This is a genomic window from Mesorhizobium sp. M2E.F.Ca.ET.209.01.1.1 (genome assembly GCF_004010375.2).
Lineage (GTDB): Bacteria > Pseudomonadota > Alphaproteobacteria > Rhizobiales > Rhizobiaceae > Mesorhizobium.
On sequence record NZ_SADP02000011.1, the window covers coordinates 126,130 to 142,228 of the forward strand.

Annotated in this window: 9 protein-coding genes; 1 reads left to right on the plus strand and 8 read right to left on the minus strand. The window is 64.7% G+C overall.

Annotated features, from left to right (window positions below):
* Window position 1: 1 nt before the first annotated feature.
* The 8 genes from EN852_RS20730 to EN852_RS20765 all read right to left on the minus strand — a co-directional run bounded on the left by EN852_RS20730 (window position 2) and on the right by EN852_RS20765 (window position 13,891).
* On the minus strand, window positions 2-988 hold the full coding sequence (locus EN852_RS20730; RefSeq protein ID WP_127876698.1) for a sulfate ABC transporter substrate-binding protein: 987 nt from the start codon (window positions 986-988) through the stop codon (window positions 2-4).
* A gap of 204 nt (window positions 989-1,192) precedes the next feature.
* The gene (locus tag EN852_RS20735) at window positions 1,193-2,233 is read right to left on the minus strand and encodes a sulfate/molybdate ABC transporter ATP-binding protein (RefSeq protein ID WP_127876699.1); all 1,041 of its coding nucleotides are present in this window, start codon (window positions 2,231-2,233) and stop codon (window positions 1,193-1,195) included.
* A 69-nt stretch (window positions 2,234-2,302) separates the two neighbouring features.
* Window positions 2,303-3,187, minus strand: a complete 885-nt coding sequence (gene cysW, locus EN852_RS20740) for a sulfate ABC transporter permease subunit CysW (protein WP_127876700.1) — start codon at window positions 3,185-3,187, stop codon at window positions 2,303-2,305.
* Window positions 3,180-4,031, minus strand: coding sequence for a sulfate ABC transporter permease subunit CysT (gene cysT, locus EN852_RS20745; RefSeq protein ID WP_127876701.1), 852 nt, complete (start codon window positions 4,029-4,031; stop codon window positions 3,180-3,182). The genes cysW and cysT overlap by 8 nt, the downstream gene beginning before the upstream one ends.
* A 65-nt stretch (window positions 4,032-4,096) precedes the next feature.
* Window positions 4,097-5,125, minus strand: coding sequence for a sulfate ABC transporter substrate-binding protein (locus EN852_RS20750; protein ID WP_127876702.1), 1,029 nt, complete (start codon window positions 5,123-5,125; stop codon window positions 4,097-4,099).
* A gap of 202 nt (window positions 5,126-5,327) precedes the next feature.
* Window positions 5,328-6,065, minus strand: a complete 738-nt coding sequence (locus EN852_RS20755; RefSeq protein ID WP_127876703.1) for a M15 family metallopeptidase — start codon at window positions 6,063-6,065, stop codon at window positions 5,328-5,330.
* Window positions 6,066-6,114: 49 nt separating this feature from the next.
* Window positions 6,115-8,205, minus strand: coding sequence for a penicillin-binding protein 1C (pbpC, locus tag EN852_RS20760; protein WP_246694338.1), 2,091 nt, complete (start codon window positions 8,203-8,205; stop codon window positions 6,115-6,117).
* A 205-nt stretch (window positions 8,206-8,410) separates the two neighbouring features.
* Window positions 8,411-13,891: an alpha-2-macroglobulin family protein gene (locus EN852_RS20765; protein ID WP_127876704.1), complete on the minus strand. Its 5,481-nt coding sequence runs from the start codon at window positions 13,889-13,891 to the stop codon at window positions 8,411-8,413.
* 277 nt (window positions 13,892-14,168) lie between these two features.
* Between EN852_RS20765 and EN852_RS20770 the strand changes: the two genes are divergently transcribed.
* Entirely contained in the window at window positions 14,169-16,097 is a 1,929-nt protein-coding gene (locus tag EN852_RS20770) for an autotransporter assembly complex family protein (protein ID WP_127876705.1), read from the plus strand.
* Window positions 16,098-16,099: the final 2 nt, after the last annotated feature.

Sequence of the window (16,099 nt, forward strand, 5' to 3'; positions counted from 1 at the left end):
TTCAGCGGCTGCCATAGGTCTGATCGAGCAGTCCGCCGGCGGCGAAATGCTCCTTCTGCACCTTGTCCCAGCCGCCGAAGACTTCCTCGACGGTCAGCAGCCGGACATCCGGGAAGTCGGCCTTGTGCTTGGCGGCGACCGCTGCATCGCGAGTCCGCAAGCCGTTCTCGGCGGCGATCTCCTGGCCGTCCGGCGTGTAGAGGAAGTCGAGATAGGACTTGGCGAGATCGCGGCTGCCATGCTCGTCGGCGACCTTGTCGACGATCGCCACCGGGAACTCGGCCAGCAGGCTGACGGAGGGAGTGACCTGCTCGAACTTGTCGTCGCCATATTCCTTGCGGATGCCGCGCGTCTCGGACTCGAAGGTGATCAGCACGTCGCCGATCTCGCGCTGGACGAAGGTGGTGGTGGCGGCGCGGCCGCCGGTATCGAAGATCGGCACGTTGTTGAAGAGCTTGGTGATGAACTCCTTCACCTTGGCATCGTCGCCCTTGAACGCTTCCTTGGCGTAGGCTGTGGCAGCGAGATAGGTGTAGCGCGCATTGCCCGATGTCTTCGGGTTCGGGAAGATCACCTGCACGTCGTCACGCACCAGGTCGTTCCAGTCCTTGATGTGCTTGGGATTGCCGGCGCGCACCAGGAAGGAGGGCAGGGAATAGAAGGGCGAGGCGTTGTCCGGAAAATCCTTCTGCCAATCGGCCGAGACGAGGCCCTTCTTGACCAGGAAGTCGACGTCGGTGACCTGGTTGAAGGTGACGACATCGGCAGCAAGACCTTCGGCGATGGCGCGCGCCTGCGCCGAGGTGCCGGCATGCGACTGATCGATGGTGACGCCGGGATGCTTGGCGACGAAGGCTTTGTTGATGTCGACGAACAATTCGCGGCCGACGTCATAGGATGCATTCAAGAGCTTGTCGGCCGACCAGGCTTGGGAGGGTGCGAGGACGAGACCGGCAACAGCTGCGATGCCGAGCAACAGACGCTTCATGAAAACAGGCTCCTTGGAAATGGATCAAGCTATGGCGAAACCATAGTCGGGAAAGCCTGAAGCGACGAGGCACGCGCTCCGAGAGGCGAGCGAGGGTCTGGAAAATATCTCGCCAAAACAGCTCTTTGCTAGGATTTTCTTCCAAGCTGATTCATGAACAGCCCAGGCTGGCACGCCGGAGCAGGAGTCAGAGCGAAAGATAGCTCAGGCCGTGGGGAACAGCTTCCAGCGCCGCGGCCTGAACGCCACGCGGCTCTTCTGCGCGGCGGGATGGTCGACGGGAAGCTCGATCTCGACGCGCTGGCGCTCGCCGCCGATCTCCAGCTCGACACGCCTGGTGCCGGCAACGCGGCGGCTGGCGGCAACAGTGCCGGCGATGCAGCCGCTGCAGCCGTCGAGCAGGTCGACATCATGCGGGCGGAAGTAGAGAACCGCCTCTCCGGGTGGCGTATGCGGCGCCTCAAGTCCGATTGGCCGATCGGCGATCCAGACCTCGCCATTCTCGACCTTGACCGGCAGCGAGCTCGACTCGCCGATGAAGGAATAGACGAAGGGCGAGTTCGGCGTGTCGTAGATGTCGTCGGCGGTGCCCACCTGCTCGATGCGGCCCTGGCTCATGACGACGACCCGGTCGGCGAGTTCCAGCGCTTCCTCCTGGTCGTGCGTGACGAAGACGGTCGTGTGGCCGGTCCGGTCATGGATCTCGCGCAGCCAGCGGCGCAGCTCGCGGCGCACCTGCGCGTCGAGCGCGCCGAAGGGTTCGTCGAGCAGAAGCACCTTGGGCTCGATCGCCATGGCGCGCGCCAGAGCCACGCGCTGGCGCTGGCCGCCGGAGAGCTGCGCCGGATAGCGCTTTTCCAGGCCTGACAGCTGGACGAGGTCGAGCAGTTCCAGTGCCCGGCGGCGGATTTCCTGCGCCGGCGGCCGTGCGGCGCCGTGCCGGACCTTCAGGCCGAAGCCGATATTGTCGGCGACCGTCATGTGACGGAACAGCGCGTAATGCTGGAAGACGAACCCGACATTGCGCTCCTGGATCGACTTCTGCGAAGCGTCTTCCTCGCCGAAGAAGATCGCCCCCTTGGTCGGCCGCTCCAGCCCGGCGATCAGGCGCAGCAGCGTCGTCTTGCCGGAGCCCGACGGGCCCAGCAGCGCGATGAGCTCGCCGGACTTGATGTCGAGCGACACGTCGTGGAGCGCCGGAAACCGCTCAAACTCCTTGCGCACGTTGACGACGCGAACTTCCATGCAAATCCCTCAGTTCTTTGATGCATATCATTATCCCAAAACCGCTATGCACTTTTGGGTGACATGCACCTAGTGTCCGCGTGTCGCGGCGATCTCGGCGCCGTAGCGCATCTCGAGAAGTGTTTTCAAGACCAGCGTCACCAGCGCCAAGCCGGCGAGCAGCGAAGCGACGGCAAAGGCGCCGACGGCATTGTATTCGTTGTAGAGGATCTCGACATGCAACGGCATGGTGTTGGTGAGGCCGCGTATGTGGCCCGACACCACCGAGACCGCGCCGAACTCGCCCATAGCGCGCGCATTGCAGAGCAGCACGCCGTAGAGCAGCCCCCATTTGACGTTGGGCAGCGTCACATACCAGAAGGCCTGCCAGCCGCTGGCGCCGAGCGAAAGAGCAGCCTCCTCGTCGCCATTGCCTTGTTCCTGCATCAGCGGGATCAGCTCGCGCGCGACGAAGGGGAAGGTGACGAAGACGGTGGCCAGAACGATGCCCGGCACGGCGAACAGGATCTGGATGCCATGCGCCTTCAGCCATTCGCCGAGCAAACCTTGAGCGCCGAACAGAAGCACATAGACCAGGCCGGAAATGACCGGCGAGACCGAGAAGGGCAGGTCGATCAGCGTGGTCAGGAACGCCTTGCCCTTGAACTCGAACTTGGCGATGGCCCAGGCGGCCGAAAGGCCGAAGACGAGATTGAGCGGCACCGAGATCGCCGCCACCAGCAATGTCAGGCGGATGGCGGAGCGCGTGTCGGCATCGCCCAAGGATTGGAAATAGGCGCCGACGCCCTTGGCGAAAGCCTCCTTGAACACGATGATCAGCGGCAACAGCAGGAAGATGCCGAGAAAGACCAGCGTAACGGTCGTCAGCGTGATGCGGACGGGCCGGCTTTCGGTGACCGCTGCCGAGCGGCTTTCATGCAGTGGTTCATAGGATTTGATCTCGGGATCAGCCATAGCGCTTGCGGCTCCATGTCTGCACGAGATTGATGACCAAGAGCATCGCGAAGGACAGCGCCAGCATGATCGCGGCGATCGCGGTCGCGGCCGGATAGTTGTACTCCTCCAGCCGGATGACGATCAGAAGCGGCGCGATCTCGGATTTGTAGGGCAGGTTGCCGGCGATGAAGATGACCGAGCCGTATTCGCCGACACCGCGCGCGAAGGCGAGCGAGAAACCGGTGATGACGGCTGGCGCCAGCCCCGGAAATAGGACGCGGGTAATGATCTGGAAACGGCTGGCGCCGAGCGTGGCGGCGGCCTCCTCGACCTCCTTGTCGAGCTCTTCCATGATCGGCTGAACGGTGCGCACGACGAAGGGCAGGCCGATGAACACCAGCGCCACGATGATGCCGAGCGGGGTGTAGGCGACCTTGAGGCCGAGGGGCATCAGCAATTTGCCGAGCCAGCCGGTCGGTGCATAGAGCGTGGTCAGCGCGATGCCGGCGACCGCGGTGGGCAGCGCGAAGGGCAGGTCGACCATGGCGTCGACGACGCGGCGGCCGGGGAAGCGGTAACGGACCAGCACCCAGGCGACGAGCGTGCCGAACACGACATTAACCGCCGCAGCGATGAAAGCGGTGCCGAAGCTGATTTCGAGCGCCTTGAGGGTGCGCCGGTCGGTGGCCAGAGCCCAGAAATCGGTCCAGCCGAGCGCGGCCGAACGCCAGATCAGCCCCGAGAGCGGGATAAGGATGATGAGCGTGAGGTAGGCAAGCGAGAAGCCGAGCGTCAGTCCGAAACCCGGAATGACACTCGGCTGCCTGAATCGCCACCCCGCATGAGCGGGTGCTGTGGTCATGCTGTTCTGGATCGTCCCTTCTTACTCAACCAGATTGCAGTCGCCGGTTTTCGAGGCTCAGCCTCTCACTGCGCCGGCTTGTAGATCTGGTCGAATATACCACCGTCGCCGAAATGGTAAGGCTGTGCCTTCTTCCAGCCGCCGAATTGCGGGTCGTCGATGGTGACCAGCTTGATCTGCGGCAGTTTGGCGAGGTCCTCGGCCGGAACCAGTTCGGGCTTGGCCGGGCGATAATGGTTCTTGGCGATGATGGTCTGGCCTTCCTTCGAATAGAGATAGGAAAGATACCCCTCGGCCACCTTGCGCGTGCCTTTGGCGTCGACATTGGCGTCGACCACGGCGACCGGCGGCTCGGCCAGGATCGAGGTCGGCGGGTAGACGATGTCGAAATTGTCGGCGCCGAATTCGTCGAGCGCCAGATAGGCGTCGTTCTCCCAGGCGATCAGCACGTCGCCGAGGCCTTTCTGGGCGAAGGTGACGGTCGAGCCGCGGGCGCCGCTGTCGAGCACCGGGGCATTGGCATACAGCTTGCCGATGAATTCCTTGGTCTTGGCCTCGTCATTGCCGTCATGCGCATTGGCATAAGCCCAGGCCGCCAGGTAGTTCCAGCGCGCGCCGCCGGAGGTCTTCGGGTTCGGCGTGATCACCTGGACGCCGTCCTTCACCAGATCGCTCCAGTCGTGGATGCCCTTGGGGTTGCCCTTGCGCACCAGGAAGATGATGGTCGAGGTGTAAGGCGCTGAATTGTTTTCGAATTTCTTGCGCCAGTCGGGATTGATCTTCTTCGACTTGGTCACGATGGCGTTGATGTCGCCTTCGAGCGCCAGCGTCACGACGTCGGCGTTGAGCCCGTCGATCACCGCGCGAGCCTGGGCGCCCGATCCGCCATGCGACTGCTGGATGGTGACCGTCTCGCCGGTCTCGGCCTTCCAGTGCGCGGCGAAGGCTTCGTTGTAGGCCTTGTAAAGCTCGCGTGTCGGATCGTAGGACACGTTCAAAATGGTCGTATCGGCGAACGCGAAACCGAGCGTGCCGAACTGGATAGATGTGGCGACCAGCGCGCCGAGCAGTTTCCTGAAATGATGTTTGGTCATTCCCGCCTCCGTTGAACTGCAGCGAACTCTAGCGAGTTTATAGAAATTAGATGCATTGAATGTTGCCTTTTTCGCCTCCTCGAAGCAATTTTTCGCCGAGCTTCGGCTCTTTGAAGAAATAACTTCCTCCTCCGCTCTTGGCTCGGCTCGGCATCAGTCGGCCTAATTAGAAGCGGTCAGGGTCAGGGCAAGCCCCGGCGCGTTAATTGGCGGTGACCGGAAAATCGAAACGCTGTTTTGGAAAAGGCTCTTTGGCAAGGGTGAAGTGCCACCATTCGCGCGCATAGTTGCGGAAGCCGGCGGTACGCATGGCGGCAAGCAGCATCTTGCGGTTCGCCGCCGCTTCGGCGCGAAGAGGGCGGTGCGCGGTCTCGCTCATTGGATCGAAGCAGTCAAAACCGGTGCCGAAGTCGAGTGTCCCGACGTCAGGAGCGCCGCATGCCGGATGAACATCGCTTCCCTTGCCCGGGTCGGCGATGGCGAGATCGACGGTCGAGCCGCGCGAATGGCTGGACAATTCACCGACATAGCCCTTGGCGATAAGATCGCCGCGTTCGACCGTCGGATACCATTGCGGATCCGGCGGACCGCCTTCTCGCGTCCATCTGCCCATGTCGGCGACGGCCCGCGCGGGCCGGTAGCAGTCGAAGACGACCAGCGTCAGGCCTTTGGCGGTCATCGTTTTCTGAACACTGGACAGCGCCCTCGCCGCTTGCGCGGTCAGGATGCAGACAGGCGCGTCATAGCCGTCGACCTTGCGGCGCAGGAAGTTTTCGCGGCCGGCGTAGCGGATGTCCTGGTGGATGGTCTGGTCGATATTGGCGAGCCTGACGAAGCCGGCGGGCAGGGGATCGGCGCGGGCTGAGGGAGGGCAAGCTATTGCCAGGGTAAGCGCTGAGAAGAATGCTCCCAATAAAGGGCGGCGCCTCGCGCCATACATCAGGGGAGAAACTCCGCGCGCCGAATCCCTAAGAAGCGCAATCCCCATCCTATTCAACGAAAACCTTCACGCTCGCCGCGCGGCCGGCTGCGTCGATGACCGTCAGCGTCGAATAGCCGGTGCCGTCGGGCTGCCAGGTCGCGGTGCGGCGGCGGTCGATGCCGGCCAACGGCTTGCCGTTGGCGAGCCAGCGGAACGGCGCGCGGCCACCCTGCAGTTTCAGCACCAGCGGCGTGGCATCGGCTGAATTGGTGCCGAGGTCCACACGGGCGCCATTGGGCGGGAAGATGATGGTCGGCGCCGGCTCGCTGGCGGTGGCCTGCACCAGCCCGTCGGAGCCGGCACCGAAACGGGCGAGCGTCACCGGCAATTCCTCGCGCTTGGGATTGAAGACGCCCGGCGGCCGGCCGGGCAGCGGCACGCTGGCAAGGCCGGACCGGACGAAGCCTTCGAACAGGATGGGTGCCGCCGAGACATAGCCCGACAGGCCCGGGACAGGGCTCGCATCGGCGCGGCCGACCCACACGCCCAGGACGTAGCGGCCGTCGAAGCCGACGGACCAGGCATCGCGATAGCCATAGGAGGTGCCGGTCTTGTAGGCGATGCCGCGCTGCATGGCGCCTTCCGGCGGTTTCACGCCGGACAGTATGTCGTTGATCTGCCAGGCCGCCTGGTCGTCGAGGATGGTGGCTGTGGTGCGTTCGGCATTGGCCGGCTCGGTGCCGTCATGCAGCGTGTGCATCTTGCCGCCATTGGCGAGCCCCGTATAGAGCTGCACCAGGTCGCGCAAGGTCACGCCGACGCCGCCAAGCCCGATCGCCAGGCCCGGTGCCTCGTTGACCGGCAGGACCGGGGTGACGCCGGCCTGGCGGAAGCGCGCCGTCAGCCGCGCCGGACCGACCGCGTCGAGCACACGGATCGCCGGCACATTGAGCGACAATTGCAGCGCCTGGCGGATCGAGACGTCGCCCTGGTAGCCCATGTCGAAATTCTTCGGACGGTAGCCGCCAAAATCGGCCGGGCTGTCCTCGATGATCATCTCCTGCGCCACCAGCCCTTGCTCGAAGGCAAGTCCGTAGATGAAGGGCTTCAGTGTCGAGCCGGGGGAGCGCACCACCTTGGTCATGTCGATCCAGCCGGAGCGGCTGGCGTCGAAGAAATCGGCCGAGCCGACTTCGCCGAGAATGTCGCCGGTGCGCGCGTCGGCCATCACCATGGCGACGGAAAGTTTCGGGCCGAGCTTCCTGGCAGCATCCCTTGCCACCTGTTCCAGCCCTTGCTGCACACTCCGGCGGATGGTGAGCTGCAGCGGCTTGCCGGGCACGGCCCTGGGCAGCATGGCGTAGGAGGCGTGCGCGGCCAGCGCCGGCAGTTTTCTGCGCAGGCCGGAGACGTCGTCCAGCGCCGCGCGCTGCGCTTCGCGCTCGCCGAGCAGGCCGGCCGAGACCATGCGGGTCAGCACCCGGTCGCGCGCGGCATGCGCGATGTCGAGATTGCGGTCGGGCCGGCGCCTTTCCGGCAATTGCGGCAGCGCGACGAGAAGGGCGGCTTCCGAGACGGTGAGCCGCTTCGGCTCCTTGCCGAAATAGGCGAGCGAGGCGGCGCGCACGCCTTCGAGATTGCCCCCATAGGGCGCCAGCGTCAGATAGCGTTCGAGGATTTCCTGCTTGGAGAGTCGGCGCTCGATCTGCATGGCGCGCAGCATCTGCTTGAGCTTGGAGCCGAGGCTGCGGCTGTCGCGCGGCTCGATCAGCCGGGCAAGCTGCATCGACAAGGTCGAGCCGCCCGACACGATATGGCCGCTTGTGACGAGCTGGCCCGCGGCGCGGCAAAGCGCCAGGAGGTCGACGCCGCGGTGGTCCCAGAAGCGCTTGTCCTCATAGGTGACCAGCATGTCGACGAATTGCTTGTCGACCTGGTCGAGGCGGGTCTCGAGCCGCCAGTAGCCGTCCGGCGTAGCGAAGGCGCGCAGCAACTGGCCGTCGCGGTCCTGGACTTCGGTGGAGACCGTCAGCTTTGCCGGCAGCGGCGGCGGGAAGGCACGGTCGAGCTCCCAAAGGGTGGCTGCGGCGATCGCCGCAAACCCCGCGAGTGAAGCTGCGGCGATGCCTGTTCGACGGAGAAATTTCTTGGAGAGCATGGCGCTGCCCCTCATCCGCCTGCCGGCATCTTCTCCCCGTATAGTGACGGGGAGAAGGGGGCTGGCTGCGATGTCGGCTTCTGTCTTGCGACGTTGCCGATTGGCGAAAGCGTCGGCGCAAGCCCCTTTCTCCCCGTCACTATACGGGGAGAAATGTCCGGCAGGACAATGAGGGGCAGCGCCATCGCTATGTCTATCAAGCCGCTTACTCCGCCTTCACCTCCATCACGCCGGTGGCGGTGCGGGCCGAATATTGCGGCCGGTACATGTCCTCCACCGTTGCCGCCGGATGGGCGTAAGTGCCCGGCGTCACGGCGCGCACGACATAGGCCAGGGTGATGTTGCGGTCGCCGTCGCCTTCGTTCGGGTTGAAGGCGGCGACGAAACGGTCGTCGCGGAACTCCAGATGCGCGGCGTCGGTCTGCGCCAGCCAGGAGAAGTTCGACAATTGCGCGCTGGACACCAGGCTCGGATTGTCGATCTCGAAGCCGGCCGGCAACAGATCGGTGATCAGCAGCCGCGACGGCCATTTGTTCTGCTCATAGACCTTGAGCACGACCACGTAGCGCTCGTTCTGCTTGGCTTCGGTGACGTTGGCTTCTGTGCCGTCGAGCTTGTAGTAGGTGCGATCGATGGTGAAGCCGTCGCCGCCGGCCGGCAGCGGGTCGACCGGCGCGGCGACCGCGGTCACCACCGCCTGCAGCGGCGTCGCGCCGGTGTTGGCGATGGTGAGCGGACTGTCGACGAGGTCGCTGCCGGCGACCTGGTCGGAATATCCGCCCGAATGCGGCGCGCCGTTGACGGAAAGCGTGATGGAATCATTGCCTTGCTTCAGCGCCCTTGCGGCAAGCAGCATCCAGGATTCGTCCTGCGTGCTCGTCCAGCGGGCATCGGCGCGCGCCACGCCCACCAGCTTGATCAGCTGCGGCATGATGCTCGGCACCGGCTTCGATTCCGCTGCCAGCGCCAGTATCGCCGCGCCGTCGCGCAGCCGCGAGCCATAGTCCGAGCGGTACCAGTCGTAGTCGGTTTCAGCCTGCGCCAGCCTGAGCGCCGTCTGGAACGTGGCTTCCGAACGCTGCGTGTCGCCGTAGAGCGCCAGGCTCGCCGCCAGTTGTGCGACCGCCATCGGGCTGGAGAAGGCTTCGAGCTGCGTGTCGGCGTAGTAGCGCAGATCGCCGATCGAGGCCTTCTTGTTGCGGGCAAGCACGTAGAGCGCGTAAGCGATATCGCTGCCCTTGTCCTGGACGTCCTGGTCGTAGCCGAGCGAGTTCTGCAGGTTGTTCAGCGCCTGGTTCATCGCCAGCGCGGGAACATCATACTTCTCCTCGCGCGCCCGGGTTAGGAACTCGCTGACATAGGCGTCAAGCCACAGGTCGCCGGAACCCGGTCCCCAGAGGCCGAAGCTGCCGCTTGCCGACTGATAGGACAGCACCTTGTAGATGGCGTCCTGAATGCGGCCGTGCAGGTCAGGGTCGCTCTCCATGCCGATGCTCTTGGCGATTTCGTTGACATAGAGCAGCGGCATGGCGCGGCTGGTGGTCTGTTCGGCGCAGCCATAGGGGTAGCGGTCGAGGCTCATCAGCAGCGACGGCACGTCGAGCGCGGACGACTGCGAGACGCCGACGCTGACCGAAGCGCCGTCGAGCACGCTGGCCGCAAGCAGCTCCTTGTCGACCCGCAGCGAGCCGCCATGCGGCTTCAGGTCGACAACCATACGGTTGGTGACCGGAAGCTGCGCCGGCCGCACCGGCAGATAGAGCGTCTGCTCGACCTGGTAGCCGTCGGCATGCGCAAGCTTGACGGTGACGGAGGCATCGCCCGCGGTCCTGGCGACCAGCGGGAAGGTGAGCGACTGACGCTTGCCCTGGGCGAGCGTCAGTTTTTCCGGCAACGGCTTGTCGCCGGTCGTGAGATCTCCGGTCGCGGTGACCGACAGCGCATAGTCGCCGGCCGGGCCATCGGTGTCGGCTATGTCGAGGCGCATGGTCGCGGCATCGCCCGGCGCCAGGAAGCGCGGCAGGCCGGCGGTGATCACCACCGGATCGCGCACGATGACGTCGGTCTGGGCACGGCCGACGGCTTCCTTGGTCCAGGCGACCGCCATGACACGCACGGTACCGTTGAACTGCGGGATATCGAAGTCGATGCGCGCCTTGCCGTTGGCATCGAGCTCGACCGGGCCGGAGAAGAAGGCGACCAGCTTTTCGGTCGGCGGGCTGCCTTGCGCCTGCATGTTGGCGCCGTCGCCGCCGGTCCGTATCTTGCCCATGGTGCCGAGCGAGCCGTCGATCAGGCGTCCGTAGAGGTCGCGGATCTCCAGCCCCAGCATGCGCTGGCCGAAGAACCAGTCCTCAGGATCGGGCGCCTTGTAGTTGGTGAGGTTGAGGATACCGACATCGACGGCAGCCACCATCACATAGGCGTTGGTGCCCGGCTGGGCGCCGTTCACGGCAACGGGGATCGACAGCTGCTGGCGCGGCAGGGTCTTTTCCGGCGGGGTCAGCGAGACCGCCAGCTTCTTCGAGCCCGGATCGACCGACAGCCACTGGATGCCGATGGCGCGGGCCGGCATGCGCGATTCCTGCGCGTCGCCGGGCCGGAACAGTGTCGCCGTGACATAGGCGCCGGCGCCCCAGTCGTCGCCGACCGGGATGTCGACGGTGCTGCCGCCGGCCGGCACCGAAGCGGTGACGGTCTTCAACAGTTTTTCGGCGCCGATGGTGACCAGAAGTTCGCCGGCAAAATGCGGCGAGACCTTCAGCTTGGCGACTTCGCCGGCGGCGTAAGTATCCTTGTCCAGGGCGATCTCGAGGCCGTCGGGGGTCTCGGTGGTGGTCGAGGCGACATACCAGCCGGCATCGAACTCATAGCTGGTCGCCGGACCATCCGGGTAAGCCGTCTCGACCTCGAGCCGGTAGCGGCCCCAGTCGACGGGCAGCGACACCGTCGCCTCGCCATCGGCCTTCAGGTCGACCGCGCCGTTGGCGACGGCCTTGGTCAGGCTCACCGCCTCGTAGTTCCAGGAATTGTTGGAACGGTACCACTGATAATTGCGCTCGACCTTGACCAGCGACCACTGGGCGCCCTTCAGGTCCTCGCGCTTGCCGTTCGGATCGACGGCGATGATGCTGAACTTGGCGATGCCGCCTTGCGGCACCTCATCGCCCTCGAAATCGGGGCGAATGCCGATGACGTCGCGCGGCGGGCGAACGCCGATGTCGAGCGAGCGCTCGACGGCGCGGCCGCCGGCTTCGCGCATGCGCACCGTGACCTTGGCGTTGACCAGCTTGGTGGTCGAGGGCAGCTGATCGATGGTGATCGGGAAGGTCGCCTTGCCGTCGTCGCCGACGACCGGAAGATTGGCGAGAGGCGTCACGGTCGGCTCACTCGACTGCTCGTCGGCGAGGCCGAAGGTAAAGTCCTTGAAGCTGTCCCAGCTGCTGGTGGTCGACAGCGTCATCTCGCCTTCGAGCGCAAGGCCCGCGGCCGGCGCGCCATAGAGGAAGCGGCCGTCGACGGTGGCGTTGGCGGTTTCGCCCTGGGCGATCTCCTTCTTGTCGGCGGTCAGATCGAACTCGATGCGATCCGGCACGAAGTCTTCGACCAGGAACATCTGGCTGGCGACCGGCGACTGCTTGGGATCGGTGTAGATCGACACCGTCCATGTGCCGCGCATGGCGTTGGCCTCGAGCGGCAAGTCGACGGCGTGGCCGCCGGCTGACTCGCCGTTGCTGACCACGCGGCGGTTCTCGACGCCGTCGGGCCGGGTGAAGATGAAGGTCAGCGGCAGGTTCTCGACCGCCTTGGCGGCGCCGTCGCGGGCAAGCGCCGCGACATGGACGTCCTCGCCGGCGCGGTAGATGCCGCGCTCCGTCCAGGCATAGACGTCCAGCGCGCCCGGCGAGGCGCGCCCCTCGACGCCACGATCCGACAGGTCGAAGCCGGCTTTGCCCATGTCGAGGAAGACGAAGTCGTTGTCGCCCTGCTTGGCCATCAGCACGGCCGGCACCATGCCGTTTTCGCCGCGGGTAAGGCCCGGATTGAAGACGGCGTGGCCCTCGGCGTCGGTGGTCGCGGTGCCGAGGATTTCGTTGTTCTTGGCGAGCAGCGTCAGTTCGGCGCCGGAAATCGGCTTGGCCGAGCCCAGCGAACGCGCAAAGACGTTGAGCCCGTCCTGGCCGGTATAGGTGGAGAGGCCGATGTCGGAGACCACGAACCACTGCGTGGCGCGCGAGCCATAATCGTCGCTCTTGTCGTCGACCGGCTGCGCCGTCAGCACATAGACGCCGGGCTTGCGTTGCGGGATCGCCTCATCCACCGGGAAAGAGGTGGTCACTTCCTTGTTGAGATCATTGGCGATGTCGAGCGTACCGGACCAGACCGGCGCGCCCATCTGGTCGGAAATGGTGGAAATGTCATAGCCATCGAGCTGATGCAGGAACTGGTAGCCGGACAGAAGCTGCGCCAGCGAACGATCGCCGATGCGGTAGAGCGTCATCTTGGCGGCGTTCATGTTGACGGTGACGACCGGAATGCCGCGGCGCGCGCCGGCCGGCAGGACAAAACTGTCGCCGGTGAAGCGGGCGGACGGGGCGCGGTCCTGGACATAGATCGACAGCACGACGGGCGCGGCGATCGTTTCGCCTATCGCCGCCGGCAGCCCGGCGCGGAAGGTCACGTCATAATGCTGGCCGTGCTCCAGACCCTCGACGCAGATCTGCTTGTCCTTGGCCTCGACGGCCTTGGGCGCGGCGTTGTCGACGGTGACGAACTGCGCATAGTCGACGCCGGTCTTGACCAGTTCCTCGGAGAACTGGGCGCAGATGCGCGGCGAGGAGGAATCGGCATCGACGGTATGCTCGACGACGCGGAAACCCTTGCGCGCCTTGAGGTCGGCATAGTCGGCCTGGACGGCCGGCGAGCTCACCAGCGCAAGGCTCGCCTCATAGGCCTGTAGCGACGGACGGTAGAGGTCGCGCTTGTCGAGGCCGGCGGCAAGCAGCGCCAGCGCCTCGGCGCGGGTCCTTGCCGTGCGCACCAGCTTGTAGGCGTTGAAGGCCGCCGAGGTGGCGTTCATCGGGAACGTCGCGGGTTCGGTGGTGTTCGACGCCGGCTCCACGGCCAGTATCTCGTGCGCCAGCGCCAGCCAGAGCGCGCCGTCATCGGGCAGAACGGAGATCGCGGCCTGGTATTTCTGCATGGCAAGGCGATGGTCGCCGGTCAGCGAGGCCTGCTCGGCTTCGGCCTGCAGGGCGGCAAGGCCCTCGGTCGGCTTGTCGTAGGCCGGGTCGGTCAGCTTGTTGCGGAACTGCTGGGCCTGGTCCGCCATCCAGTTCGGGAAGAAGGCCAGTGCCGGCGGAGCGCCGATATCGGGGTCGCCATCGACATTCGCGATCTTGCCGGCGACGGCGCCGGTGAAGGATTTCAACTGGTTATAGTCGGATTTGAGAAAGCACCACTTCGCCTTGGTGTTGTAGGTGAAGGCGCGGCAGGCGGCATCGCCGAGGCATGTGGTCTTGCACTGGTCGAGGCTGACATTCTGCTCCGACCTCAGGTCGAAGCCGAAATAGTCGGAATTGTCGGTCGTGACGATTCGCCGGGCTTCAGCCGCAAGGGCCGCCCCGCCCAGGGCGAAAAAGAGAAGGAGAAGGAAAGAGAGACCACGAGCCGCGCGCATTGCCATACCACCCTCCAGACATCGCCAGCGTCCGGGCATGATCAAGCTTCGTGCAGGCTTGTCAACGCCGGAGCGCCGCAGGTTTTTCACCCGCGAACGGTTTCCATGCCGGCCAAAGGCCGGTATTTCGACAGAACCTCTGTGAGACGGATCACACTTTCTTGCCAAAATGCAAAAGGTGTGAATTCCAAGCCCGGTCTATTTCAGACAATTGGATTGTGGCCCCTTTACGAACGTTTCGGAACTTCATTCCAATTTTAGTTTTGTCGACTAGGTTGTCTTAATGCCGGCGCGTGAAACGCAGATGTCAGGAGGGTTCGCGCCAGGGCGCGGGCTTCCGCGCGCCCTGCTTTTCGCGCTCGTCTGCTCGACCGTGCTGGCCGGGGAGATGCGGCCTGCGGCCGCTTTCGAGATTTTCGGCATCAAGCTTTGGGGCTCATCCAAGGACGAGGACGCCGACATCGTCGATCCGCTGCGCTATTCGGTGACCATTGATGCGCCGGATGCCGATAAAGACCTGTTAAAAAGGCTCGAAAACGCCTCGGCGCTGAAAAATGACGAGGATCACCCGGTGTCGGGATCGCTCGGCCTGATGGCCAAGGCGCGCAGCGACCGCGAGCAACTGGTCGCCGCGCTCTATGCCGATGCCCGTTATGAAGGCGTGGTCACCATAACGATCGAAGGCAAGTCGATCGATGAGTTGCCGCCGGATGCCGAATTTAAGGGGCCGCAGCCCATTCCGGTCGTCGTCAGCGTCGCGCCGGGGCCGAAATTCACACTGGGCAATATCCGGCTGAAGGGCGATGCCGCGGGGCTGGCGAGCGCCGATTTCGGGCTCATCGCCGGCGGCGATGCCAGCTCCGGCGCCGTGCTCAAGGCCGAAGCGCTGATCGTGCGAGCGCTGAAGGATGAGGGCAGGCCGCTGGCCAAGGTCACGGACCGCGAGATCGTCGCCGAGCATGCCAGCTCGACGCTGGACGTGACGCTGACGGTGGCGGCTGGCCCGGTCGCCGGTTATGGCGACACGACGGTTGAGGGCACGGAGAAGGTCGATCGCGACTTCACCGAATACATGACCGGGCTGAAACGCGGCCAGCAATATTCGCCGCAGGAAATCGACGATGCCCGCGACCGGCTGCTCGGGCTCGAAGTCTTCAACAGCGTGACCATCAAGGAAGGCGACAGCCTCGACGCCAACGGCAATATCCCGATCGACGTTCAGGTGAGCGAGCGCAAGCCGCGCTTCTTCGGCCTCGGCGGCACGTTTTCGAATACCGAAGGGCTGGGGCTCGAAGGCTATTGGGGACACCGCAACCTGTTCGGCCAGGCCGAGAAGCTGCGCATCGACGGCTCGATCAGCGGCATCGGCTCCAACAGCATCTCGGCGCTCAACTACAATGCCGGCGTCATGTTCGAAAAGCCTGGCGTACTCGGGCCGACGTCGAAATTCTTCACCGGCATCAAGACGGTGTTCGAGCATCCCGATGCCTATGACCATTTCTCGGTCAAGGGCGATGTCGGCGTTTCCTACGACCTCGACAAGAAGCAGCGGGTCTCGGCCGAATTCGACCTCGATTATTCGAGGATCACCGATGCCTTCGGCAAGCATACCTATCTGATCGCCAGCGTGCCGCTGCAATATGTCTATGACAGCCGCGACAACAAGCTGAACCCGACCAGAGGGTTCCGCTTCCTCGCCTATGCCGAGCCGAGCTACGACATATTGAACGGCGCGACCTTCCTGAAGCTGAAGGGCGAGGGTTACACCTACCAGTCGCTCGACACGGCAAGCCGGTTCGTGCTCGCCGAACGCGCGACGCTGGGCTCGATCGTCGGCACCGGGCTGCAGAACGTGCCCGCCGACCGCCGCTTCTATTCCGGCGGCGGCGGCTCGGTGCGCGGCTATTCCTACCAGGGCATCGGCCCCAAGGACGTTGACGGCCAGCCGATCGGCGGTCTCTCCTTCTTCGAAACCTCGGTCGAGATGCGCATCGGCGTCACCGACACGATCGGCATCGTGCCCTTCGTCGATGCCGGCACGGTCTCGACCAAATCCTTCCCAGATTTCTCGGATGTGAAGGTCGGCGCCGGCGTCGGTCTGCGCTACATTACGCCGTTCGGCCCGCTGCGCATCGACGCGGCCGTGCCGCTCAACCGGGATCCGGGCGATCCGCATTTCGGTATCTATGCCGGCATCGGCCAGGCGTTCTGACG

Excerpts from the sequence above, each read along its gene's own strand:
- cysW (WP_127876700.1), bottom strand. The coding sequence starts at position 3,187 with ATGGCTGATCCCGAGATCAAATCCTATGAACCACTGCATGAAAGCCGC.
- EN852_RS20755 (WP_127876703.1), bottom strand. The coding sequence starts at position 6,065 with ATGTATGGCGCGAGGCGCCGCCCTTTATTGGGAGCATTCTTCTCAGCG.
- EN852_RS20765 (WP_127876704.1), bottom strand. The coding sequence starts at position 13,891 with ATGGCAATGCGCGCGGCTCGTGGTCTCTCTTTCCTTCTCCTTCTCTTT.
- EN852_RS20770 (WP_127876705.1), top strand. The coding sequence starts at position 14,169 with ATGCCGGCGCGTGAAACGCAGATGTCAGGAGGGTTCGCGCCAGGGCGC.
- EN852_RS20750 (WP_127876702.1), bottom strand. The coding sequence starts at position 5,125 with ATGACCAAACATCATTTCAGGAAACTGCTCGGCGCGCTGGTCGCCACA.
- EN852_RS20730 (WP_127876698.1), bottom strand. The coding sequence starts at position 988 with ATGAAGCGTCTGTTGCTCGGCATCGCAGCTGTTGCCGGTCTCGTCCTC.
- cysT (WP_127876701.1), bottom strand. The coding sequence starts at position 4,031 with ATGACCACAGCACCCGCTCATGCGGGGTGGCGATTCAGGCAGCCGAGT.
- EN852_RS20735 (WP_127876699.1), bottom strand. The coding sequence starts at position 2,233 with ATGGAAGTTCGCGTCGTCAACGTGCGCAAGGAGTTTGAGCGGTTTCCG.
- pbpC (WP_246694338.1), bottom strand. The coding sequence starts at position 8,205 with ATGCTCTCCAAGAAATTTCTCCGTCGAACAGGCATCGCCGCAGCTTCA.